Origin of the sequence: Halopseudomonas pelagia, assembly GCF_009497895.1 — a bacterium.
Lineage (GTDB): Bacteria > Pseudomonadota > Gammaproteobacteria > Pseudomonadales > Pseudomonadaceae > Halopseudomonas > Halopseudomonas pelagia_A.
The window spans coordinates 230,856-254,357 of the sequence record NZ_CP033116.1 but is presented as its reverse complement, the minus strand read 5'-3'; the positions used below and the strand labels follow the sequence as shown (position 1 = coordinate 254,357).

At 60.5% G+C, this 23,502-nt stretch carries 22 protein-coding genes; 13 read left to right on the top strand and 9 right to left on the bottom strand.

The features are described from left to right. The 4 genes from EAO82_RS01180 to EAO82_RS01165 form a co-directional block, all read right to left on the bottom strand. Nucleotides 1–1,677, bottom strand: coding sequence for a diguanylate cyclase (locus EAO82_RS01180; RefSeq protein WP_174958664.1), 1,677 nt, complete (start codon nt 1,675–1,677; stop codon nt 1–3). Between the two features lie 86 nt (nt 1,678–1,763). Continuing rightward, complete coding sequence (locus EAO82_RS01175; RefSeq protein ID WP_410402920.1) at nt 1,764–2,624, bottom strand: endonuclease/exonuclease/phosphatase family protein; 861 nt, start codon at nt 2,622–2,624, stop codon at nt 1,764–1,766. Between the two features lie 9 nt (nt 2,625–2,633). Then, complete coding sequence (locus tag EAO82_RS01170) at nt 2,634–3,266, bottom strand: thiol:disulfide interchange protein DsbA/DsbL (RefSeq protein WP_231703264.1); 633 nt, start codon at nt 3,264–3,266, stop codon at nt 2,634–2,636. A 153-nt stretch (nt 3,267–3,419) separates the two neighbouring features. Next, the gene (locus EAO82_RS01165) at nt 3,420–4,040 is read right to left on the bottom strand and encodes a c-type cytochrome (protein ID WP_096345353.1); all 621 of its coding nucleotides are present in this window, start codon (nt 4,038–4,040) and stop codon (nt 3,420–3,422) included. 278 nt (nt 4,041–4,318) lie between these two features. Here EAO82_RS01165 and yihA point away from each other — a divergent pair, with 278 nt between their 5' ends. Then, nucleotides 4,319–5,026, top strand: coding sequence for a ribosome biogenesis GTP-binding protein YihA/YsxC (gene yihA / locus EAO82_RS01160; RefSeq protein WP_096345352.1), 708 nt, complete (start codon nt 4,319–4,321; stop codon nt 5,024–5,026). 246 nt (nt 5,027–5,272) lie between these two features. Here the strand turns inward: yihA and polA are convergent, their stop codons facing one another. After that, nucleotides 5,273–8,017, bottom strand: a complete 2,745-nt coding sequence (gene polA, locus EAO82_RS01155) for a DNA polymerase I (protein WP_096345351.1) — start codon at nt 8,015–8,017, stop codon at nt 5,273–5,275. A gap of 76 nt (nt 8,018–8,093) precedes the next feature. Here polA and EAO82_RS01150 point away from each other — a divergent pair, with 76 nt between their 5' ends. Together EAO82_RS01150 and EAO82_RS01145 are read left to right on the top strand one after the other, a co-directional pair. Then, nucleotides 8,094–8,378, top strand: coding sequence for a DUF2782 domain-containing protein (locus EAO82_RS01150; RefSeq protein WP_231703387.1), 285 nt, complete (start codon nt 8,094–8,096; stop codon nt 8,376–8,378). A 9-nt stretch (nt 8,379–8,387) separates the two neighbouring features. Next, entirely contained in the window at nt 8,388–9,341 is a 954-nt protein-coding gene (locus EAO82_RS01145) for a homoserine kinase (protein ID WP_096345349.1), read from the top strand. Here EAO82_RS01145 and EAO82_RS01140 read toward each other — a convergent pair. Further along, on the bottom strand, nt 9,338–10,240 hold the full coding sequence (locus EAO82_RS01140) for an ROK family protein (protein ID WP_096345348.1): 903 nt from the start codon (nt 10,238–10,240) through the stop codon (nt 9,338–9,340). The genes EAO82_RS01145 and EAO82_RS01140 overlap by 4 nt on opposite strands. A gap of 154 nt (nt 10,241–10,394) precedes the next feature. Here EAO82_RS01140 and EAO82_RS01135 point away from each other — a divergent pair, with 154 nt between their 5' ends. After that, a complete protein-coding gene (locus EAO82_RS01135; RefSeq protein WP_096345347.1) occupies nt 10,395–10,808 on the top strand; it encodes a group II truncated hemoglobin in 414 nt (137 codons plus the stop codon). Nucleotides 10,809–10,821: 13 nt separating this feature from the next. Here EAO82_RS01135 and znuA read toward each other — a convergent pair whose 3' ends face one another. After that, entirely contained in the window at nt 10,822–11,751 is a 930-nt protein-coding gene (gene znuA / locus EAO82_RS01130; RefSeq protein WP_096345346.1) for a zinc ABC transporter substrate-binding protein ZnuA, read from the bottom strand. 82 nt (nt 11,752–11,833) lie between these two features. Between znuA and EAO82_RS01125 the strand changes: the two genes are divergently transcribed. The 9 genes from EAO82_RS01125 to EAO82_RS01085 all read left to right on the top strand — a co-directional run bounded on the left by EAO82_RS01125 (nt 11,834) and on the right by EAO82_RS01085 (nt 21,943). Next, the gene (locus tag EAO82_RS01125) at nt 11,834–12,328 is read left to right on the top strand and encodes a Fur family transcriptional regulator (RefSeq protein WP_096345628.1); all 495 of its coding nucleotides are present in this window, start codon (nt 11,834–11,836) and stop codon (nt 12,326–12,328) included. Continuing rightward, nucleotides 12,325–13,116, top strand: a complete 792-nt coding sequence (znuC, locus tag EAO82_RS01120) for a zinc ABC transporter ATP-binding protein ZnuC (protein WP_096345345.1) — start codon at nt 12,325–12,327, stop codon at nt 13,114–13,116. Before EAO82_RS01125 ends, znuC begins: the two co-directional genes overlap by 4 nt. Then, nucleotides 13,109–13,894: a zinc ABC transporter permease subunit ZnuB gene (gene znuB / locus EAO82_RS01115; protein WP_096345344.1), complete on the top strand. Its 786-nt coding sequence runs from the start codon at nt 13,109–13,111 to the stop codon at nt 13,892–13,894. Before znuC ends, znuB begins: the two co-directional genes overlap by 8 nt. A gap of 122 nt (nt 13,895–14,016) precedes the next feature. Beyond that, nucleotides 14,017–15,012: a ligase-associated DNA damage response exonuclease gene (locus tag EAO82_RS01110; protein ID WP_096345343.1), complete on the top strand. Its 996-nt coding sequence runs from the start codon at nt 14,017–14,019 to the stop codon at nt 15,010–15,012. Beyond that, entirely contained in the window at nt 15,012–16,607 is a 1,596-nt protein-coding gene (locus EAO82_RS01105; protein WP_096345342.1) for an ATP-dependent DNA ligase, read from the top strand. The genes EAO82_RS01110 and EAO82_RS01105 overlap by 1 nt, the downstream gene beginning before the upstream one ends. Continuing rightward, the gene (locus tag EAO82_RS01100) at nt 16,597–19,086 is read left to right on the top strand and encodes a ligase-associated DNA damage response DEXH box helicase (RefSeq protein WP_096345341.1); all 2,490 of its coding nucleotides are present in this window, start codon (nt 16,597–16,599) and stop codon (nt 19,084–19,086) included. Before EAO82_RS01105 ends, EAO82_RS01100 begins: the two co-directional genes overlap by 11 nt. Further along, a complete protein-coding gene (gene pdeM / locus EAO82_RS01095; protein WP_096345340.1) occupies nt 19,083–19,730 on the top strand; it encodes a ligase-associated DNA damage response endonuclease PdeM in 648 nt (215 codons plus the stop codon). The genes EAO82_RS01100 and pdeM overlap by 4 nt, the downstream gene beginning before the upstream one ends. A 98-nt stretch (nt 19,731–19,828) precedes the next feature. Beyond that, entirely contained in the window at nt 19,829–21,043 is a 1,215-nt protein-coding gene (locus EAO82_RS01090; RefSeq protein ID WP_096345339.1) for a putative DNA modification/repair radical SAM protein, read from the top strand. A 9-nt stretch (nt 21,044–21,052) separates the two neighbouring features. After that, complete coding sequence (locus tag EAO82_RS01085) at nt 21,053–21,943, top strand: TIGR03915 family putative DNA repair protein (protein ID WP_096345338.1); 891 nt, start codon at nt 21,053–21,055, stop codon at nt 21,941–21,943. Here the strand turns inward: EAO82_RS01085 and EAO82_RS01080 are convergent. Together EAO82_RS01080 and cyoE are read right to left on the bottom strand one after the other, a co-directional pair. Next, nucleotides 21,930–22,562, bottom strand: coding sequence for an SCO family protein (locus EAO82_RS01080; protein WP_096345337.1), 633 nt, complete (start codon nt 22,560–22,562; stop codon nt 21,930–21,932). The two genes, EAO82_RS01085 and EAO82_RS01080, sit on opposite strands and share 14 nt — an antisense overlap. Next, entirely contained in the window at nt 22,553–23,449 is an 897-nt protein-coding gene (gene cyoE / locus EAO82_RS01075; RefSeq protein ID WP_096345627.1) for a heme o synthase, read from the bottom strand. The genes EAO82_RS01080 and cyoE overlap by 10 nt, the downstream gene beginning before the upstream one ends. Nucleotides 23,450–23,502: the final 53 nt, after the last annotated feature.

Sequence of the window (23,502 nt, the reverse complement as noted above, 5' to 3'; positions counted from 1 at the left end):
TTAGTCAGCCGATACGATCCGATTGCGGCCCTGCTCCTTGGCCTGGTACATCGCGCGGTCAGCGCGGCCGAATACTTCATCCAGCGTGTCGTCGCGCTTGAACGCGGTGTAACCGACCGAGATGGTGATGGTGACGCGCTCGGTTTTGAAGTGAAACGGGCTTTCTTCAATGCCCTGGCGCAGCGCTTCGAGCGCCGAAGCGGCCTGCTCTACGGTAGTGCCGGGCATCAGTAACACAAACTCTTCACCGCCGAAGCGGCCAATGAAGTCAGTCTTGCGCAGGCGTCGCGACAGTTGCTGGGCGATCAGGCGCAATACCTTGTCGCCAGCCAGGTGGCCAAAGCGATCATTGATCGATTTGAAATGATCCACATCGAGCACTGCCATCAGTAGCTCGCCGCCGTAGCGCTGCCAGCGTTCGAACTCTTCCTCCATGCGTTTCTGCAGGCCGGCGCGATTGGCCATGCCGGTCAGGCTGTCGATCATCGCTCGCTGGCGCTGCTCTTCCAGGTGGTTGCGGAAGGTTTGTGCTTCCACCTCCATGACCTGAATGCGCTGCACCATGGTATCCAACTGGCCGGCGACGAGCGTTTCCTGATCGTCACGCAGTTGCCTGGAGCGTTCGACATTGCTGAGTAGCGCATTCAGTTGCGCTTCAACGTTGGCTTTGAGGCTTTCCAGTTCGGTCGCCTGGCGCACATCCACATGCAGCTCTTCCACTTGCTCGCGGATGCTGCCTTCCAGCGCGCGCCCAGCCTCGCGCGATTCGTTATAGGACTCATGCGCCTGTTCAATATTGCCCTGGAACTGCGCCAGACGGCTGTTGAGCTGCTGCAGGTAACGTTCAAAATCGGCCTGGCGGCTTTGCTGTGCGCCCATGACCAGCGCCGCCAACTCGTCCATGGCTGCAGCCAGCTCATACCAGTTCAGGCCCTTGGTCACCCGCTCACGCAATTGCTCACACCGCGTCTGCTGGCTGTCGAGCACCTGTAGTTCTCCGAGCAGGTTGAGCAGTATGGTTTCAATATGCGCGGCTACCTGCGAGTAGTTCTGCTCCTCACCCGCGAGTACGCCGGCTGGGTCGGAAAATGCCGGGGCAAGCTCATCATCTGGCGAGGGTGCGGTCTGGTCAGCGGCACTCAACGCTGATGAAGTGCTGATGGGCGTCACTGCGGCGTTACCGAAAAGCCGCGACCAGAGGCCGGCAGGGCGGGTTCCCGTGAGTTCCGAGCCAAGTGTGCTGGCTTGCAGGCTGACCACTTCGCTGAGCAGCTCAGGTACGCTTGAAGCGTATTCGATGGGCTGATCCAGGCGCTTGGCCATTTGCTGCAGGGCTTTGGAAATATCTTCAGGCGCGGGCTGTTTCTGCAGCTGACGAATCAGCGCATGCAATCCACTGGTGACCTTCTCCAGGCGCTCCTGGCGGGCTGCATCGGCGGCCAGCACGGCCCGCTCAAGGTCGGGCATCAGCTCGGCAAGCAGTTGGGGGGCAGCGTCATTGCGCAGCGCCAGGCGCAACTCTTTCAACCGTTTGTCCAGCAATGGGTCCATGCCGTCAGCCGCGATACTGAGCCTGACCAACCCTCGTTTGAGCAGTTCTTCCTGAATTGACTGGTCGAAGGGGGGGCTAACATTGCTGATGTTAGTAGCGGTAAGAGGGGTGCGGCTATCGGACATGAGCATACCTGCTTCGGTTTACCCGCTGATTATAGGGTAAACCGCGGCTTTGACTAGCCGGAGCTCAGGTCCGGAAGGCGAAACTGTTAACCAGGATTGCACAATGCATGCGGTAACCGGATATGCATGGAGACCGGCAAGTGATCGGAAATGGCGTTGGGCAGTACATCGACCCGCTCAATACTCAGGCTCGGGCTGATCAGGATATGATCCAGCACGCGTGCCGGTTTCCAGCTTGGGTAGGTGCCTGGCAGCGTTGCTGTGTGCAGGTTGCTGCCGCGTAACGGGGAGTGTTCCAGTAGATCTTCGGCGTGGGTATTCATGTCGCCCATCAACACCACATGCTTGTGATCGCTGATCCGCTCGCGAATATAAGCCAACTGGTTGGCCCGGGCCTTGGTACTCAGCGCCAGATGCATCATCACCACCAGCAGTGAGTCCTTGCCCTTGCCAAAGCTGGTCAGGATCGCGCCACGGCCGGGCATGAAGCCTGGCAGCTTGTGATCTTCCAGCAATTCCGGCGCATAACGGCTAAGCAAACCGTTGGAGTGCTGGGCAAAGCGCCCCAGGTTGCGGTTGAGCTGCTGATACCAGTACGGGAACTGACCCTCACGGGCCAGATGCTCGACCTGGTTGACGTACCCCGAACGCATGCTGCCGCCATCCACTTCCTGCAGTGCGACCAGATCAAAGTCATTCAGCACTTTGCCAATCTCGCCCAGCGTATGGTGACGGCCATTATGCGGGAGCAAGTGCTGCCAGCTTCGGGTCAGGTAGTGATGGTATTTCTGCGTATTGATGCCCACCTGAATATTGAAGCTCAGCAGGCGCATCACCTCGGGCAATGCGCCATCCGGGCAGTCACACAGGTGATTGGTCTGCAGATTGCCCGGCAGCATCAAGCCATGCAGGGAGCGGCGTCTTGGCGGAACGAGGGGCTTGACCATGAGCTAGCCTTAGAGGGCCTGACGTTCCTTGTCTACCAGGAACTCGGCCACCTTGAGCATCTCGTCAAAGCCACCGACCATGGCGCCTTCGATACGGTACTTGCCGTTGACGATCAGTGTGGGTACGCCAGTGGCGCGATAGGCTTTGGCCAGACGGGTGGCCTGCTCCATTTTGCTACGCACCCCAAATGAGCCCCAGGCCTTGTTGAAATCTTCTTCGCTGATGTCGTAGTCGGCGAGCAGCTCGATCATCGCGTCTTTATCGGCCAGACGGTTATTCTGCCGATGAATTGCGTTGAAGATGGCGCTGTGGGTTTCTTCCAGCTTGCCCAGGCTTTCGACCGTGTAGAACAGCTGTGCATGAGTATTCCAGGCGCCGCCAAACATGGCCGGTACTTCACGGAAGCTGACGTCTTCAGCCAGGCTGCCCTTCCACTTGCTGATGATCGGGTCAAACTGGAAGCAATGGCCACAGCCATACCAGAACAGCTCGGCTACTTCGATTTTCTCGGGGTCAGCCGTGGTGGCCGGGGCAGGTAGGACGATGTAATGTTCGCCGGCCTGGTAATCGGCTTCCTGTGCTTGCAGCAGCGCAAAGCTACCCAGTAACCAGAGCAGGCCTGCTGTCATTAATACGCGCATGTAATTCTCTCCGACTGAATTGTTCTGTGTGTAAGACTATGATCGGGATGAAAAAATTCCCCGGCACAAAAAAGGGTGACCTAAGCCACCCCTCAAGTGAAGCCGGTGGAAACAACCGGCAACATAACATATGACGCGTAGGGCCTGCCGAGCTTAACGCAAACCCTGGATATAGGCGGAAACCGCTTCGATATCCTTGTTGCTCAAACGGCTGGCAATCGTGCGCATAACCATCGACTCGCCATCGTTGGTGCGCTCGCCTTCGCGGAAGTTGGTCAGCTGCTTGGCGATATATTTTGCATGCTGGCCGCTCAGACGCGGAAAGCCAGCAGGGTCATTACCCAGACCGGTAGGTGAATGGCAGCCGGTGCAGGCCGGCAGGCCGGTTTCCAGATCGCCACCACGGTAAATTTCTGAACCGCGGGCTACCAGTCCGGCGTCATTCGCTACACCGCCGGCGGTGCTCTGGGCGTCAAAATGGGCAGCGATATCTCGCAGATCCTGCTCGTCGAAGTCATCCAGCATGCCGGTCATCTCGACGACAACGCGGTCGCCAGTCTTGATATCGTTCAACTGCTTGTACAGGTACTTTTCCCCGAGCCCGGCGATTTTCGGGAATTCTGCAGAAGGGCTGTTGCCGTCGGGACCATGACAAGCGCCGCACATGGCCACTTTGCCGGCACCGGCTTCTGCATCGCCCACGAGTATTTCTTGTGCGTAGGCCGTACCGGCCATACCGAGGGATAACACCAGGCTAACGAGTAATTTATTCATCGGCTAATCCAATTACGGCTGAAAGAGTGGGCCTTGTCTGAGCGTCCGGCCTTAAGACCTTGTGTGACGCAACAGCATGCCTCGTTTATTCCACGCCACACAGTCCACAGCAACGGGATGGAATTTATTGCCCAATGCTATCTGTCGCGCGTGAGCGACGCAATGTACAGAACGTCGCAGTAAGCTTTCGCGTTATAAAACCGCAGCAGTATATACTAAGGCGATGGCCAAGGTGAACGTCATCTGGCCCAATCAGCCCGCAGCGTAACGGATTTCTCATGTCTTCAGCTCCACCCGCAACAAAACATCTGGTCACACTCTGTCAGCAGGCCACCTTTATCAAAAGCGCCAGTGAAGTGACCCAATGCCCAGCGGACCGCGGTTACGAGGTCGCTTTTGCCGGGCGTTCCAACGCGGGTAAGTCCAGTGCGCTGAACACCCTGACCCACGCGCGGCTGGCACGCACCTCGAAAACCCCTGGGCGTACGCAGCTACTCAATTTCTTTGGCCTTGACGAGCAGCGCCGGCTGGTTGATCTGCCCGGTTATGGTTATGCCAAAGTGCCGCTGGCACTCAAGGAACACTGGAAACAGCACCTGGACGCTTATCTGACCGAGCGTAATTCACTGGTCGGTCTGGTGCTGGTAATGGACATTCGCCATCCCCTGTCTGATTTTGACCGGATGATGCTTGAGTGGAGCGACGTCAGCGGCCTGCCTGCGCATATTCTGCTCAGCAAAGCTGACAAGCTGGCTTTTGGTGCCGCGAAGAATACCTTGCTGAAGGTGCAGACCATCGTCCGTAAGGAATACGGCAATCGCGCCTCGGTGCAGCTGTTTTCGGCGCCCAAGCGCCAGGGTCTGGATGAGGCCTACACCGTGCTGGATAGCTGGCTTTTCTCTGAACAGGACGAGGAAGCCGGCGCGGTAGATGATCAGTTGCAGGCGGAGTCGGATGGCGAGCAGGAAAACCAGGATGGCGAATAGCCATTACGCCTAACCAAAAAAAACCTCGAACTTCTATGGGGAGGGAAAGTTCGAGGTCTAATAACCGGGCGTGCTAGGAGAGATTACCCGGTATTTCTGCCAACACTAAATCACATCTAGGAGCATGAAGGGCTTGACTGGCCTTTCACAGATTCTGACCGACCTTGTTCAACCTAAGTTCAATAAAAATTCAAAAATAATCAAAATAGTTTTCAAGGTCTCTGGAACAAGGGTTTCAGCGCTGTCTCAGTGTGCCTCATCCCAGTTGTCACCCACCCCGACATCCACCACCAGTGGCACCGCCAGTTCGGCTGCGGCGGCCATATGGGTGCGCAGGCCTTCGCTCAATTGCGGCACCTGATCTTCGCGCACTTCCAGGACCAATTCATCGTGCACCTGCATGATCACCCGGGCGTCCAGTCCAGACTCCGCCAGCCAGGCATCAACAGTGAGCATCGCCCGTTTGATGATATCCGCTGCGGTCCCCTGCATCGGCGCGTTGATCGCGGTGCGCTCGGCGCCCTTGCGTAGCGCCTGATTCTTGGCATTGATATCCGGCAGGTACAGGCGTCGCCCGAACAGGGTTTCGACGAAGCCCTGCTCGCCGGCCTGAGCTCGAGTGCGCTCCATATAGCCGAGTACGCCTGGGTAGCGGGTGAAATAGCGGTCGATATAGGCCTGAGCCTGTTTGCGATCGACATCAATCTGCTTTGCCAGGCCGAAGGCGCTCATGCCGTAGATCAGGCCGAAGTTGATCGCCTTTGCCTTGCGCCGCTGATCGCTGCTGACCTCCTCCAGCTCCACACCGAAGACCTCGGCGGCGGTTGCCTTGTGCACGTCCAGACCATTCTGGAATGCATGCAGCAAGCCTGGATCCTGGGCCAGGTGGGCCATGATCCGCAGCTCGATCTGCGAATAGTCCGCCGCTACCATTTTGTAGCCTTTGGGTGCGACAAAGGCTTGGCGAATGCGCCGGCCTTCGGCGGTGCGGATCGGGATGTTCTGCAGGTTCGGATCCGATGACGACAGCCGCCCGGTAGCCGCGACCGCCTGGTGATAACTGGTGTGAATACGACCGGTGCGCGGGTTGATCTGCTCCGGCAGGCGGTCGGTGTAGGTGCTCTTGAGCTTGCTCAGGGTGCGGTACTGCATGATCACCTGCGGCAACGGATAACCCTGCTCGGCCAGTTCGGCCAGCACCGCCTCGGCGGTGGAGGGCTGGCCCTTGGCGGTCTTGGAAATCACCGGGATGCCCTGTTTTTCATACAGGATGGTACCCAACTGCTTGGGTGACCCCAGATTGAACTCTTCGCCAGCCAGTTCGTAGGCTTCGCGTTGCAGGGCAATCATCTTGTCACCCAGCTCGATGCTCTGGATGCCCAGCAGCTTGGCATCGACCAGCGCGCCGTAGCGCTCAATCCGTGCCAGTACCGGCACCAGCGGCATTTCAATCTCGCGCAACACCTTGGCCAGGCTCGGCTCGGCTTCGAGCTTGGCCCAGAGTGTTTGATGCAGGCGCAGGGTGATATCGGCATCTTCGGCGGCATAAGGCCCAGCCTGCTCCAGCGCGATCTGATCAAAGGTCAGCTGCTTGGCGCCCTTGCCGGCGATGTCTTCAAAATGAATAGTGCTATGGCCGAGGTAGCGCAGCGCCAGACTGTCCATGTCGTGACGGGTAGCGGTGGAGTTGAGCACATAGGACTCAAGCATGGTGTCGAAGGCGATGCCCTGCATCTCGACGCCGTAATGCGCGAGCACGTTCATGTCGTACTTGGCATGTTGCCCGACCTTGGCTTTGTTTGGGTCTTCCAGCAGCGGTTTGAGTGCGGCCACCACGGCATCGCGGTCGAGCTGGTCGGGCACCCCCATATAGCTGTGGGCCACCGGAATATAAGCAGCTTCATTGGCCGACACCGCCAGCGAGACGCCCACCAGCTCCGCCTTCTGTGCGTGAATGCTGGTGGTTTCGGTATCGAAGGCAAACAGCTCGGCGCTGCGCAGCTTGTCCAGCCAACGCTTCAGGCCGGCTTGGTCCAGGATGATCTCGTATTTCACCTCGGCCGCGGTGGCTTCGACGGGTGCGCTAGCCGCCCCCTGGGCAACGGCCTTGGCCTCGCGCGACAGATCCTCGACCCAGCTTCTGAATTCCAGCTCCTGGTACAGCGCCATCAGCGCTTCGCGGTCCGGTTCGCCGGGCATCAGCGCGTCGGCGCGGATGTCCAATTCTACGTCCACCTTGATGGTTGCCAGCTGGTAGGAGAGATAAGCCATCTCCTTGAATTCCAGCAGCTTCTCCGGGAGTTTCTTCGCCCCGCGGATGGTCAGCTCGGGCACTTTATCGAGGTTGGCGTAGATCATGTCCAGCCCGCCGCCAATGCCGGTAATCAGTCCGGAGGCGGTTTTCTCGCCCACGCCCGGGACGCCGGGAATGTTGTCGGACTTGTCGCCCATCAGTGCGAGAAAGTCGATGATGCATTCCGGGCCGACGCCGAACTTTTCGTGTACGCCGGCAATGTCCAGTACCGTGCCACTCATGGTGTTGACCAGGGTGATGTGCTCATCGACCAGTTGGGCCATGTCCTTGTCGCCGGTGGAAATCACCACCGGGCAGCCGGCCGCCGCGCTTTGCCGGGCCAGGGTGCCAATCACGTCGTCCGCTTCCACGCCATCCACGCATAGCAGCGGCAGGCCGAGGGCCTTGACGCTGGCATGCAGGGGTTCGATCTGCAGGCGCAGGTCGTCGGGCATCGGCGGGCGGTGGGATTTGTAATCTTCAAACAGCTCATCGCGGAAGGTCTTGCCCTTGGCGTCGAAGACCACGGCAAAGGGGCTGCGCGGGTACTGTTTGCGCAGACTGTTGAGCATGTTCAGCACGCCTTTTACCGCGCCGGTGGGCAAACCCTTGGACGTAGTCAGCGGCGGCAGGGCGTGAAAGGCCCGGTAAAGGTAGGATGAACCATCCACCAGGATCAGGGGGGCTTTGTCAGTCATGCGTCAGGTCAACATTTCCATAAGTAAAAGAGACTAGAATAAGAGCATCATTCCACGATAGGACAACTTTACCATGATAAGCACACTCGGCCGCGGATTGGCGGTGATTGGTCTGGCCTTGGCGGTCAGCCTTTCAGCTCAGGCACAGGACGCCCCCGGCGAGCCTGAGGTAACCATCCGCACGGAAGGCGACCGTACTGTTGAAGAGTACCGATTGAACGGCTTTCTCTATGCGATCAAGATCACGCCGAAGAATGGTGCGCCCTATTATCTGGTAGCGGTTGACGACGATGGTAATTTTGCCCGTTCCGATCAGCCGGAAGGCTTGCGTATCCCATCGTGGAAAATTTTCGAATGGTAGGGGCGGTCCATGTCTGTATTTACCGAGGTCAGCCGAGCTGAGCTTGACGCTTTTCTAACGCGCTACGATCTCGGCCGCCTGCTGAGCCATGAAGGCATCAGCGGTGGCAGCGAGAACAGCAATTTCTTCGTCAGTTGTGAGCGTGGCGAGTTCGTGCTGACACTGGTCGAGCGTGGGCCGGTGGATGATCTGCCGTTCTTTATCGAATTGCTTGAGCACCTGCACGCCGACGATTTGCCGGTGCCTTATGCGCTGCCGGATCAGCAGGGGCAGGCGCTACAGCAGCTTAATGGTCGGCCTGCGCTGTTGCAGCCGCGTCTGCCCGGCAAACATGTAGCCCAGCCGGATGCCAGCCATTGCCAGGCCGTCGGCCAGACGCTCGCCCGGCTGCACAACAGCACGGAAAAAAGTGGCCTGTTGCGCGAGAGCGACCGCGGCCTGTCCTGGATGCAGCGGCATCTTGGTGAACAGTTGCTGCGGTGCAGCGCTGCCCAGCAGGCGATGTTTGAGCCGCTGCGCGGCGTTATCGACAGCTGGCTGCAAACGCCGCCGCATTTGCCTGAGGCGGTGCTGCATGCTGATCTGTTCCGCGACAATGTACTGTTTGACGGCCATCATCTGAGCGGCGTGATTGATTTCTACAACGCCGCCAGTGGCTGGACACTTTATGACGTGGCCATCTGTGTGAATGACTGGTGTATGGACGAGCACCAGCGCCTCGATTCCGACCGCACCCAAGCGCTGCTGGCCGGTTACGCCGGCATCCGCCGTTTCACACCGGTCGAAGCCGAACACTGGGCCGACGTGCTGCGCCTGGCAGCGCTGCGTTTCTGGCTGTCGCGGCAATTGGCGGCAGATCAACACAGCGGCCAGAGCGGTGTGCTGGTCAAGGAGCCAGAGCATTTTCTGCGGGTGCTGGAAGGCCACGGCAAAGTGAGTATCGGCTTACCCTTGGCACTCTAACCCGGCCAGAGCCAGGCCGCGCCGCGCACCCCGCTGGCATCCCCATGCACGGCAGGCAGGACCGGCGTGGTGAAGCAGTCCGAGAACACATAACGGGGTAAGCGCTGGGTCAATTGCAGGTACAGAGGCTGGTAGCGCGACATACCGCCGCCCAATACCACTACGTCGGGATCGAGCACGTTGATCACGCTGGCCAGCGCGCGTGCCAGGCGGTCGTAGTAACGCGTCAGGGTGGCCAGAGCCTGTGGGTCGCTGGCGTTGGCACGCTGGGTGATTTCCAGGGCGGACAGCTTTTCGCCGGTCTGCAATTGGTGGTCCCTGGCAAAGCCGGTGCCGGAGACGAAGGTTTCAATGCAGCCGCGTTTGCCGCAGAAACATTGGATCCCCGGCAACTCATCCGCTGTAGGCCAGGGCAGTGGATTGTGGCCCCATTCCCCGCCGATCGCGTTGCGGCCCTGGAGCACCTGCTGGTTGATCACCACGCCGCCGCCGGTACCGGTGCCGAGAATGACGCCGAACACTACCTGGGCGCCGCGGCCAGCGCCGTCGATCGCTTCCGACAGGGCAAAGCAGTTGGCATCGTTGGCAAGGTGCACTTCGCGCCGCAGTGCGTTGCTCAGGTCCTGCTGAAACGGCTTGCCGTTCAGGCATTGGGTGTTGGCATTGCGCATCAGTGATGTGGCGGGAGAAGGCGATCCGGGTACACCTATGCCAATGCTGGCGCTGGCGCCGAGCTGGCGTTCAGCGTCGGTGACCAGAGCGACTATGCAGGCAATCACCGCCGCGTAGTCGTTTGAAGGGGTCGGCACGCGGATGCGGTAGCGCTCCTGGCCTTCAGTATCGAGCGCAACGAGTTCGGTTTTGGTGCCACCCAGATCGATGCCGATACGCAGGGTCATGACGGTTATCTCTTGAACAGGTATGAGCTCATTCTGCCCTGTCGTCTCGCTCAAACAAAGCCGAGGCGCTGCGTTAGAGAAAGCGTTTCGAATCTTTACCTTGGCAAGTTGCGATCACTGCCAGGCTACATCGGTCACAGAGGGGTAGATCAATATGCTGCAATACGGTCAACAAGACGCCTCATTTCAGGCTGCCGGCGGGTATGAGGGGGTGCGGCAACTGGTGGATGATTTCTACCAGAAAATGGATGAGCAAGCTGATGCCGTAGCGGTGCGGCGGTTGCACGCCGAGGATCTAAGCTCGGCGCGGGACAAGCTCACCCGGTTTTTGTGCGGCTGGCTAGGCGGGCCGCGGCTCTATCTGGAGCGCTACGGGCAGATCAATTTACCCAGCTTTCACGCGCACTGGAGCATCGATGAGGCCGAGCGCGATGCCTGGCTCAACTGCATGGCCGGGGCGCTGGAACGGCAGCCGTGGTCAGCGGAATTCAAGGCTTATCTTTTCCAGCAACTACGGGTTCCAGCCGAGCGGGTGATGCAAGCCTCGCAGGCAACCCGCCGCAGCTAGCGGCGGCACCTGTTCAGAGTTTTTCCAGGCAGTTAGCCATCTGCTCGGCAAGCGAGTTCAAGGTTTGCTCGTAACCGCGCGCCGAGATCTCAATGCCGCCACCTAATGGATCCAATTCGCCTTTTTCAACGGGCAGGCCCTGGGTCAAGCTATCGACCAGACGCGGGGTGAATTGCGGTTCGGTAAATACGCAGCTGGCTCCGGCTTTCTGCAGCTGCTGGCGCAACAGATTGATATGCCGCGCTCCCGGCTGCACTTCATGGGACAGGCTGAAAATGCCGCGCGGGCGCAAGCCGTAATGGTCCTCGAAATAGCCGTAGCCATCATGGAAGACAAAATACGCCCGATCCTGCAGCGGTTCCAGGCGCTCTTTCAGGCGCGCGTCCAGTGCGCTCAGGCGCTTGGCAAAGGCTTCTGCGTTAGAGCTTAAACGCTCAGCGTGTTGTGGATACAGGCTGGCCAGATCTTCGGCCATAAATCGGGCTATATGCAGCGCATTGTCCGGCGACAGCCAGATATGCGAATCCAGCGCGCCGTGATCGTGGTCATGCCCGTGGTCATGGCCATGATTGTGCTCGCTTTCATCTTCCTGGAAGTTAATTGATTGCAGTTGCTCGCGCACCCGCATGCCGGGTAGATGCAGCAGCGCCTGGGCGTTGCCCTGGCGACCCAGCACTTCTTCCAGGAACAGCTCCAGCTCGGGGCCGATCCAGTAGATGCGCTCGGCATTCAACAGCGCCCGGCGGTCTGACGGGCGCAGAGCGTAGTTGTGCGGCGAATTGCCGGGCGTGAGCAACACCGCCTGCGTATCGACGCCGTCCATCACCGCTGCGGCGATCTGCTGCAGCGGTTTGATGGTGGTCAGCACCTTGGCGCTATCAGCCAGCACAGGAAAAGACAGGCCCAGACTGCAAAGCAGCAAGAGCATTGAGCGCAACAGCATGGAAATATCTCCGGGGACGTAATTGTTATATGATAACAGCAGTAAAGCCGTTGACCAGACTCCCTTTGAAGGCCTATTCGCCATGAGCAACCTCAGCCTGCCCCATGATCCGCACCAACCGCATGACCACGACGCCTGTGTGCATGACGCGCTGGCGGCGGCCGAACACCTGTGCGAGCGCGCCGGCGTGCGTTTTACCGCGCTGCGTAAACGGGTGCTGGAGCTGGTCTGGGACAGTCACAAGCCGCTGGGCGCCTACGACATTCTCGATACTCTGGCGCGGGAAGATGGCCGCCGTGCAGCGCCGCCGACGGTGTATCGGGCACTGGATTTCCTCCTCGATCAGGGACTGGTCCATCGCATTGCGTCGCTGAACGCCTTTATTGGTTGCGCCAGCCCGGAGCACCGCCATCAGGGCCAGTTTCTGATTTGTCGGCAGTGCCATATCGCTATCGAGCTGGATAACAGCGCCATCCAGGACGCTATCGCCGCCAGTGCCAAGGGCTTCGGATTTCAGGTCGAAGGTGAGACCGTGGAAATCACCGGTCTGTGCGCGCAGTGCCAGGCGGCAGCATGAGCGAGTCACTGCTGAGTCTGAGTAACGTCAGCCTGCGGCTGCATGGCAACCCCGTGCTGGAATCGGTCAGCCTCAGCGTCAAGCGCGGTGAAGTTGTCACCCTGATTGGCCCCAATGGCGCGGGTAAAACCAGCCTGGTGCGGGTAGTGCTGGGTTTGCTCAAGGCCGACTCGGGCAAGGTGCAGCGCCAGCCACGCTTGCGCATCGGCTATATGCCGCAGAAGTTGCAGGTGGATGCGACCCTGCCGCTGACGGTCATGCGCTTTTTGCTTCTGGCGCCGGGTGCCAAGCGCGGCGAGGCACTGCAAGCGCTGGAGGATGTCGGCGCCGGGCATTTGCTTGAGCGACCGCTGCAGCAGGTTTCCGGCGGCGAGTTGCAACGCATATTGCTGGCCAGGGCCCTGCTGCGTAATCCGGACTTGCTGGTGCTCGACGAGCCAGTGCAGGGCGTGGATGTAAACGGCCAGATTGAGCTTTACCAACTGATTACCCGGCTGCGTGACCGCTATAACTGCGGCGTGCTGATGGTCTCGCATGACCTGCATCTGGTGATGGCGACCACGACCACGGTGGTGTGCCTGAATCGCCACGTCTGCTGTTCCGGCCATCCCGAACAGGTCAGCCTGGACCCGGCTTTTGTCGCGCTGTTTGGCGAGCAGGCCAGCGCCCTGGCGGTGTATAACCACCACCATGATCACGACCATGATCTGCATGGTGAAGTAGTGGATGCCTCGCCTTCCCATACATCACACAGCCACCAGCACGGACCCGACTGCAAGCATGCCTGACTTTCTGATTTATGCGCTCATGGCCGGCCTTGCCCTGGCTCTGGTGGCTGGCCCGCTGGGCTCCTTCGTGGTCTGGCGGCGCATGGCCTATTTTGGCGACACCCTGTCGCACTCGGCGCTGCTGGGTATTGCGCTGGGCATTCTGCTGGATATCAACCTCACACTCGCAGTGACGCTCGGCTGCGTACTGTTGGCCGTTCTGCTAGTCGCTCTGCAGCACAAGCAGTGGCTGGCCAGCGATACGCTGCTCGGCATTCTGGCGCACAGCAGCCTGTCGCTAGGCCTGGTGGTGCTGGCGCTGACCGATAACGTGCGGGTGGATCTGATGGCCTACCTGTTTGGCGACCTGCTGGCCATCGGTCGCGAGGACCTGTACTGGATGCTTGGCGGTCTGGTGATAGTGATGGTGTTACTGACCCTGCTCTGGCGCCGATTGCTATCGGTCACCGTGCATGAGGAACTGGCCCGCGTGGAAGGTTTACCGGTCACGGCGATCCGCCTGGCGCTGATGCTGCTGATTGCCATCGTCATCGCGGTGGCAATGAAAATTGTCGGGGTGCTGCTGATCACCTCGCTGCTGATTATTCCCCCCGCCGCGGCCCAACGTCACGCGCGTACGCCGGAGCAGATGGCCATGGGTGCCAGCGTGCTGGGCTGTCTCGCAGTGATGGGTGGGCTGGCGATGTCGTGGAATCTGGATACGCCAGCAGGTCCGTCGATCGTGGTCTGCGCCGCGCTGTTTTTTATGCTTGCGGTCAGCGTTCCGCGTCGGGCCTGAGCCCGCGTGCATACGTAGTGCGCTACACCTGGCAGCTACATTCGCTGTAACAGCTCGCTGATCCTGTTGTCCCATTTCTCGGATAGGCTGAAATGGACACGGACCAATGAGCGCACTCTTGCATGCATGATCCTCTGGTGATTCCCACCGACGAAGGGCTTTATTGCCCCGCCGGCAATTTTCACATCGACCCCTGGCGGCCGGTTGCCACGGCGGTAATCACCCACGCGCATGCCGACCACGCCCGTTCCGGTCATCAGCAATATTACGCCCAGCATTTGAGTGTGCCCATCCTGCGCCACCGCTTGGGCGAGCATGAATTTACCGGGTTGGAATACGGCGAACAGCGGCGCTTCGGCCCTATCACTCTGAGCCTGCATTCGGCCGGGCATGTACTCGGTTCAGCGCAGGTGCGCGTGGCCCACGATGACGGCCGGGTCTGGGTGGTGAGTGGTGATTACAAACGCGATGCCGATCCGACCTGCGCACCTTTTGAAGTGGTGCCCTGCGATACGCTGATTACCGAAGCGACCTTTGCCCTGCCCTGTTACCGCTGGCCGCCGGTGGAAGAGGTTGGCCAGCAGATGTGGGACTGGTGGTCCGGCAACCCGGACCGGCCCTGCATTCTGTTCACCTATGCCTTTGGCAAAGCGCAGCGGGTATTGGCGGCGCTGGCCGCGCACACTGACCGCACGGTTTACCTGCATGGCGCCATGGTCGCGCTGACCGAGCTGTATCGTGAGGCCGATGTGGCCATGCTGCCAACCCAACCGGTCTCCGAGCTGTCCCGCGAGGAAACCTTTAACGGTCAGTTGATTCTGGCGCCGCCCTCCGCTGCCGGATCACCCTGGATGCGCCGCTTCAAGAATGCCAGCACCGGCTTCGCCTCCGGCTGGATGCGCATTCGCGGTAATCGTCGCCGGCGGGGCTACGATCAGGGTTTTGAACTCAGTGACCATGCCGATTGGCCGGCGCTGCTCAATACCATCCGTGACTGCGGGGCCAGTACCGTGCTGACCACCCATGGCCGCAGTGATGATCTGGTGCGCTACCTGCGTGAACACGGGGGCATCGACGCCCGCGCGCTGACCACCCTGTACGGCGGCGAGGAAGATTGATGCAGGCCTTTGCCGATCTTTACGCCGAACTCGATGCTACCACCCGCACCCAGGTCAAGCTGGATGCGTTGATTACCTACTTCCGCGCTGCGCCGCCAGCCGATGCCGCCTGGGCTGTATACATACTCGCCGGACGGCGGATGAAGCGTCTGATCGGCCCGCGCAAATTGCGTGACTGGCTGGCAGAAGCCACCGGGCTGCCGGATTGGCTAGTCGAAGAAACCTATCAGCACGTCGGCGATCTGGCGGAAACCATCAGCCTGTTGATGGAAGACGATGGCGAGCGCCGCGCGGTTGAAGGCTCGCTGGCCGGCTGGATCGAACAGGCGGTCCTCGGATTACGTAAACTGGAGGAAGAGCAGCAACAGGTGCATGTGGTTGCCCACTGGCGCAGCCTGCCGCGCCCAGCCTGTTTTCTCTACAACAAACTGCTGACTGGTAGCTTGCGCGTGGGCGTGTCCCGCGGGTTGGTCGAGCGCGCGCTTGCAGCCTTGGGTGATCTGCCCCGGGCATTGATCGCGCGGCGCTTGATCGGCGAGTTCGAGCCCACTGCCGAATTCTTTACCGCGCTGTTCGATCAGGAACACCGCGAAGAGCGTGAAGGCCAGCCCTACCCGTTCTTTCTCGCCTCGCCGCTGGAGGGCGAGCCGGAGATGCTGGGTGACCTGCAGGATTGGCTGGCCGAGTGGAAGTGGGATGGTATTCGCGCGCAACTGATCGCTCGGCCGGGTGGCATCTGGCTCTGGTCCCGCGGCGAAGAACCCATGAACGGCCGCTTCCCGGAAGTGGAAGCCGCCGCAGCAGATCTGCCGGAAGTGGTCCTTGACGGTGAAATTCTTGCCTGGGATACCGACGTTCTGCCGTTCTCGCAAATGCAACGGCGCATCCAACGCAAAACCATTGGCGAGAAAATGCTACGCGAGGTGCCGGTTATCTTTCTGGCCTACGACGTGCTGGAATATCAGCAGCAGGACTGGCGCGAGCGACCGCTGCGTGAACGTCGTGCGCTGTTGGAGCAGCTGCTGGCGGACAGCGGCCAGAGCGCAATTCGCCTCAGCCCCAGCGTCAGTGCCGCCGAATGGACTGACCTGGCCACACATCGCGATAGCAGCCGAGAACGCCTGGTGGAGGGGTTGATGCTCAAGCGACTGGACAGCCCTTATCGCAGCGGGCGGATTCGCGGTGACTGGTGGAAGTGGAAGATCGAGCCGTTGACCATTGATGCAGTGCTGCTCTACGCCCAACCCGGCCACGGCCGCCGGGCCAATCTGTACACCGATTACACCCTGGCGGTGCGTGATGGCGATACTTATGTGCCGATCGCCAAGGCCTATTCGGGCCTGACCGACAAGGAAATCCAGAAGCTCGATCACTGGATACGCCGCAACACCGTGGAGAAGTTTGGCCCGGTGCGGTCGCTGAAACCCGAGCATGTGCTGGAAATTGCCTTTGAGGGCATTCAACCCTCGCCGCGGCACAAGTCCGGCATCGCGCTGCGCTTCCCGCGGATTTCGCGCTGGCGTCAGGACAAGCCGGTGGCCGAAGCCGATACCCTGGAGCAGGTTAAGGACCTGCTGCGTCTGTATGGCGGCTAAGCCCGCTGCAGCCAAGGACGCAGTGGACGGCCTGGCTACGGTCGAGGCCTGGTTCGCCCAGCAGGGCTGGACGCCTGCACCCTTTCAGCGCCAGGCCTGGCAGGCCTTTCGCTCCGGGCGCAGCGGGCTGATTCATGCTTCTACTGGCTCGGGTAAAACCCTGGCCGCCTGGCTAGGCCCGGTATCCGACGCGCTGGATAAACCGACGCGTTCCGGCGGCCTGCGGGTTCTGTGGATCACGCCGTTGCGCGCGCTGGCCAGCGATACCGCCGGGCACCTGCAGCAGGCGGTCGATGCTTTGGGCCTGGACTGGAAGGTCGAGACCCGCACTGGCGACACCAGCGCCAGCGTGCGCGCCCGGCAACGGCGGAAACTGCCGGAAACCCTGATCACCACCCCGGAAAGCCTCTCGGTGCTGCTCTCCTACCGCAATGCTGAAGAAAGCTTCAAGCTTCTGGATGCGGTGATCGTGGATGAGTGGCACGAGCTGCTGGGTAATAAACGCGGCGTGCAGCTGCAATTATGTTTGGCCTGGTTGCGCGCGCGGCATTCGCAGCTGCCGGTCTGGGGCCTGTCGGCGACCCTGGGGAATTTGGATGAAGCCATGGCGGTGTTGCTCGGCGAAGGAGCGGAACCGGGCGAGCGAATCGCCGGCACCCAGAGTAAACCTTTGACCATTCGCGGTCTGTGCCCGGCCAATGTCGAACGCTTTCCCTGGGCCGGCCACCTGGGCTTGTCGCAGCTGGATGGGGTGCTGGACTATCTGGGCGAGGGCAACACCTCGCTCCTGTTTACCAATACTCGCTCCCAGGCCGAACTCTGGTTTGAGGCGATTCTCAAGGCGCGGCTGGAATGGCTGACTGAACTGGGCCTGCATCATGGTTCAATCGACCGCAAATTGCGTAAGCGCATCGAGGACGGTTTGCGCCAGGGCGATTTTCGCTGCGTGGTCTGCACATCGAGCCTGGACCTGGGTGTGGACTTTTCGCCAGTGGACCGGGTTGTGCAAGTCGGTAGCCCCAAGGGGGTGGCGCGGCTGATGCAACGCGCCGGTCGCTCCGGTCACCAACCGGGCGCCGCCAGTGAAATTCTCTGTGTGCCCAGTCATGCGTTGGAACTGGTGGAAATCGCCGCTGTGCGCCGGGCCTGGGAGGCTGGCCGCGTCGAGGCAAGGCGGCCACCACGGTTGAGCCTGGATGTGCTGGTACAGCATCTGGTGACCCTGGCCGCAGGCCCCGGCTTTGTTCCTGAACAGGTGTTCGCCGAGCTGCGCAGCACCCATGCCTTTGCCGGGCTGGACCAGGAGATCTTCAGCTGGTGCCTGCTGTTTATCACCCAGGGCGGGCCGGTGCTTGAGCATTACCCGCAGTTCCAGCGTGTGGTGATTCAGGACGGTCGTTACAGCGTCGAGGATACCGGCATTGCCCGCCGCCACCGGCTGGCGATCGGCACTATCACCAGTGACGCGCAGATCCAGGTGCGCTTTATGAAGGGTGGCAGTCTGGGCAGTATCGAAGAAACCTTTATCGCCCGGCTCAAGCCCGGTGATGTGTTTCTGTTTTCCGGCCGCGCGCTGGAGTTGGTCAAGGTGCGTGACCTGGTGGCCTATGTGCGCATGGCGAAAACCCGCCGGCATAGTGTGCCGCGCTGGTACGGCGGGCGCTTGCCGCTCTCCAGCGAACTGGCCGACAGCGTGCTGGAGATTTTCGAGGAAGTGCAGGCCGGGCTGTATACCGACCCGGAGGTCCAGGCGGTTGCTCCAGTGCTGGAATTGCAGAAGCAGCAGTCGGCGCTGCCAAGTCGCGCGCGGCTATTGATCGAAGGTTGCAGCTCGCGCGAGGGTCAGCATCTGTTCGTTTACCCCTTTGCCGGGCGCCTGGCCCACGAAGGTCTGGCCGCGCTGCTGGCCTGGCGGCTGGGGCAACTGACGCCAGCGACCTTCTCGCTGTCGGTGAACGACTACGGCCTGGAGCTGCTCACCTCGGCCAAGCTGCCGGAGCTGACAGAGGCGGATTGGCATTCACTGCTCGATCCTGAAGATTTGCTCGATCATGTATTGGCCGCGCTGAATGCCGGGGAGTTGGCGCGTCGGCAATTCCGCGATATCGCCCGGGTCAGCGGCTTGGTGTTTCAGGGCTTCCCCGGTCGGGGCAAGAGCGACCGGCAATTGCAGGCTTCCAGCGGTCTGCTGTACGACACCTTGCAGCGTTACGATCCCGAACACCGGCTTTTGGCCCAGGCCAGCCGCGAAGTGCTGGAAGATCAGCTGGAGATTCAGCGGCTGCGCGCGGTATTGGAGCGCGCAGCCGAGCAACAGATGCTGTTGGTATCCCTGGAACGTTTCTCGCCTCTGGCCTTTCCGCTGTGGGTCGAGCGCCAGCGTAATAGAATCAGTACCGAGGGTTGGCGCGAGCGCGTTCAACGCATGATGGCCAGCCTCGAAAAGCACGCAGCACGTAAACCAAAGAGACGCCCATGAGTCGTACCCTGAATTGGCAGTTGGCCGGCGCCGAAGTGGTGCTGCATGGTGACTGCGCATTGTTCTATCCCGCCGAGTCTGCATTGCTGGTCGCCGACACTCATTTCGGCAAGGCGGCTTTGATGCGCCGGCGTGGTCTGGCGGTCCCCAGCGGCCAGAGCCGCGATGACCTGCATCGCCTGACCAATCTGCTTGAGGAGTTCAATCCTCAACGGCTGATCGTACTCGGCGATTTTTTCCACCATCGGCCGATGGCTGGCGAGCCCTTTCTGGATATGTTCCCCGGTTGGCTGGCGCAGCACCGGTCTGTGTCGGTAGAGGCAGTTGTGGGTAACCACGATCGGCACGCCGCAGGGGTGGATATCGGTCTGCGTTGGCACGATCATCTGGATCTGGGGCCGTTCCGTTTACGCCATGAGCCCGAGCAGGTACCGGGGCGTCATGTGCTGGCCGGGCATCTGCACCCGGTGCTGACCTTGCAGGTTGCCGCTGACCGGCTACGCGCGCCGGTGTTCTGGTTTCGTGATCAGGTCAGTGTCTTGCCTTCGTTCGGAGCACTAACCGGAGGTTGGGATCTGCCGCGCACAGCTGAAGGGCGAACCGTACTGGTGGTCGAAGGCGAGCTTTTCCAGGGTCCGGATTAAGCTCGCGGCTCTGCCATTATGTAACCGGCTATACAGCCTGGTTGAGCAATGCGTCGACAACACTTATGCTGTATTTATATACAGTATATAGGTGTGACATGGAGCTAATCGAAAAACTCACCATTCTGGCCGATGCAGCGAAGTATGACGCGTCCTGCGCCAGTAGTGGCGCGCCCAAGCGCAGCTCCCGCGGCAAGGACGGCATTGGCGCGACCAATGGCATGGGCATCTGTCACAGCTATACTCCGGACGGTCGCTGCGTCTCGCTACTGAAAATTCTGCTGACCAACTTCTGTCTGTATGACTGCCAATACTGCGTTAACCGCCGGTCCAGTGATGTGCCGCGGGCGCGCTTTATGCCGGAGGAAGTGGTCAAGCTGACGCTGGATTTCTACCAGCGCAATTATGTTAGCGGGCTGTTTCTCAGTTCGGGCATTATCCAGTCGCCGGATTACACCATGGAGCAGTTGATCCGCGTGGCCAAGTTGCTGCGCGAAGAACATCAGTTCCGCGGCTATATCCACCTCAAGACCATTCCCGAGGCGGACCCGGCGCTGATCGAAGAGGCCGGACGTTATGCCGACCGGCTTAGCGTGAATATCGAGCTGCCCAGTCCGGATAGTCTGATTCGTCTGGCACCGGAAAAACAGATCGGCAGTATTACCGGCGCCATGGGTACCATCGATAGCGCATCGAATGAATCACGCGCAGACAAGCGTGCGCCCAGGTTTGCCCCGGGCGGGCAGAGCACGCAGATGATCGTCGGTGCCGATGCCAGTGATGACAGCCGCATTCTGCATACCGCCGAAGCCTTGTACGGCGATTATCGACTGCGCCGGGTCTACTATTCGGCATTCAGCCCGATCCCCAACAGTCCCTCCTCGGTGCCTTTCCAGGCGCCGCCCTTGTTGCGCGAGCATCGGTTATATCAAGCTGACTTTCTGCTGCGCAGCTACGGCTTCAAGGCCGGCGAGTTGATCGGCGCGCAGGGTAATCTGCCGCTGGATATCGACCCCAAGCTGGCCTGGGCGCTGGTTAACCGGGCGCAGTTTCCGGTCGATCTGAACCTGGCAGAGCCGGCGATGATCGCCCGGGTGCCAGGCATTGGTATTCGCTCGGCGCAGCGCATAGTCAGCCTGCGCCGGCTCAAGCGCATCCGCTTTGAAGACCTGTTGCGGATGCGCTGCGTGATGGACAAGGCACGGCCGTTTATCGTCACCAGCGATTACCGCCCCCGCCAGGACACGGTGGAATCCAGCCTGCTGCGCCGCCAATTGAGCGATCAACCGGCGCAAATGGCGCTCTGGGGCTGAGGCAAGATTATGCGGATACTCTGCTGCGAAGACGATTTTGCATGCTGGCGCGATCAGGCCCGGCAACTGCTGGTGCAGGGCGTGCCGCCACACGCAGTGTGCTGGGAAGATGAAGACAATCGCCAGCTGTTCGCTGCGGAGCCGCTGCCCGCTTACGGCGGGCCGGTGCAAACGCTGCGCGTACCGGCGGCATTGCTCACGGAGCTCAAGAGTGCCGCTCGCTACCGAGCGCCAGGCCGCTGGAACCTGCTGTATCGGGTGCTCTGGCGGGTGGTCAAAGGTGAGCGGCAAGCCATGCTGGCGGGTGATCCGGACGGTAGCGAACTGCATCGGCGCATCAAGTCAGCCAGCCGCGAGGCGCATCACTTGCATGCATTCTTGCGCTTTCATCCGCTGCCCGCTGATGCGGATCTGGACTACGTGGCCTGGCATGAGCCGGCGCATGACATTCTCGCCAGCGCCAGCATGCATTTCGCCGAACGTCTTGGCCGCCAGCGCTGGTTGATCGCTACACCCCGCGATGCGGTCTGGTATGACGGCCAGCAGCTGCATTACCGTCAGCCCTGTCCGCCTGAGTGGCGAGTACGAGCTGAGGCGGTGCGGGGCAAGGATGACGCGCTGTGGGAAACCTACTACGCGAGTATCTTCAATCCGGCACGGCTGAACCGCAAAGTCATGCAGGGGCATATGCCGCTGCGGTTCTGGAAGGGGCTGACCGAGGGCAAGTTGATTCCCGTGTTGCTAAGCAAGGCGCGGGCGGGATCACAGAAAGACGGCCAGGCCGACGGCGTATCGGGCAAGGCCGGGAAGGTTATTCGTCTGGCGAGAAGCAAGGCTGTTGCCGACGGGCCGGCAACAGCTCAGATCGGTGTAAAAGACGCGTCGATCAGGGAGTCATGATTCGCGGCAACCACTGGCTCAATTCCTGCGGCTTCAGCGGGGGTCGCAAGAAGCCCACGTATTGCCCCTCGGGGTTGACGATCACCACCTGGCCGCTGTGGTCGACCAGATAATTCTCGCTGCTGGTGTCCGGCTCGATATAGGCGATGGATAACGCCCGCGCCAGCTTGGCCAGCTCTTCCGGGTTCCCGGTCGCACCGTGGAAGCCGGCTTTGAAGAAGCCCAGGTATTGCTGCATCTGCTCGGGCGTGTCGCGATTCGGGTCAACGCTGACCATGGTCACCTCGAGTTGCTCAGCAGACGCTTCTGGTAACGCGTCAACCAGTTGCTTGAGATCGGCCATGGTGGTCGGGCAGATATCCGGGCAAAAGGTATAACCAAAGAACAGCAAATCCCATTGTCCGACCAGGTCCTGCTTGCCCCAGCTACCGCCAGCAGCAGACAGCATTTCTACTTCGGGCAGGCTGCGCGGGCTGTCGAACAGAAATATGCCTGACTGCGACAGTTGCTCACGATCCAGTGCTACTGGACGGGTGACTTTATGGACAATCGCGCCGATGACCAGGGCAATCACTGCCAGGGTCACCAGAACAGTTTTTTGCACGCCGCTTAAAGCCATCCGGCAACTCCCACATAATGATCAACCAGCAGCGCGACGAATATCCACAACAGATACCAGAGGGAAAACTTGAAGGTCTTGATGGCTGCATGCGGACGGCTGTCACGCCACATAGCCCAGGCCCAGTCGATAAAGCGCACGCCGAGTACCAGCGCTACGGTCAGGTAGATGATGCCGCTCATGTGAATCACATAGGGCAGCATGCTGACGGCGAGCAGAATAAAGGTGTAAAGCAGAATGTGCAGCTTGGTATACCGCTCGCCATGGGTGACGGGCAGCATCGGAATGTCGACCTTGGCGTATTCTTCCTTGCGGTGAATGGCCAGTGCCCAGAAATGCGGTGGCGTCCAGGCAAAAATGATCAGTACCAGCAACAATGCTTCGGCATCAATCTGCCCGGTAACCGCGGTCCAGCCAAGCAAGGGCGGAGCTGCGCCAGCGAGACCGCCGATGACGATATTCTGCGGCGTGGCGCGCTTGAGAAACGAGGTGTAGATTACCGCGTAGCCGAGCAGCGAAGCCAGTGTCAGCCAGGCAGTCAGGGCATTGATCCATTGCAGCAGAATGCCCATGCCGGCCACGCCGAGTACCAGGGCAAAGAGCATGGCATTGAGCGGATTGACCCGCCCCTGAGCCATCGGCCGACGCTGGGTGCGCGCCATATGGATATCGATACGCCGATCCACCAGATGATTGACCGCCGCCGCCGAGCCGGCGCACAGGGCGATGCCGAGATTACCCAGCAACAACACGCTCCAGGGCACCATGCCTTCGGTGGCCAGCAGCATGCCGATGGCCGAAGTGATGATCATCAGTGCCACAACTTTGGGCTTGGTCAGCTCCAGGTAGTCGCGCCATCCGGCGGTGGCCTGTGCGGTGTTGCTCATAACGGTCATCAGTGCTTCCCCCGACGCCTGAGGCGCCTGTCATTGTTCTTCTG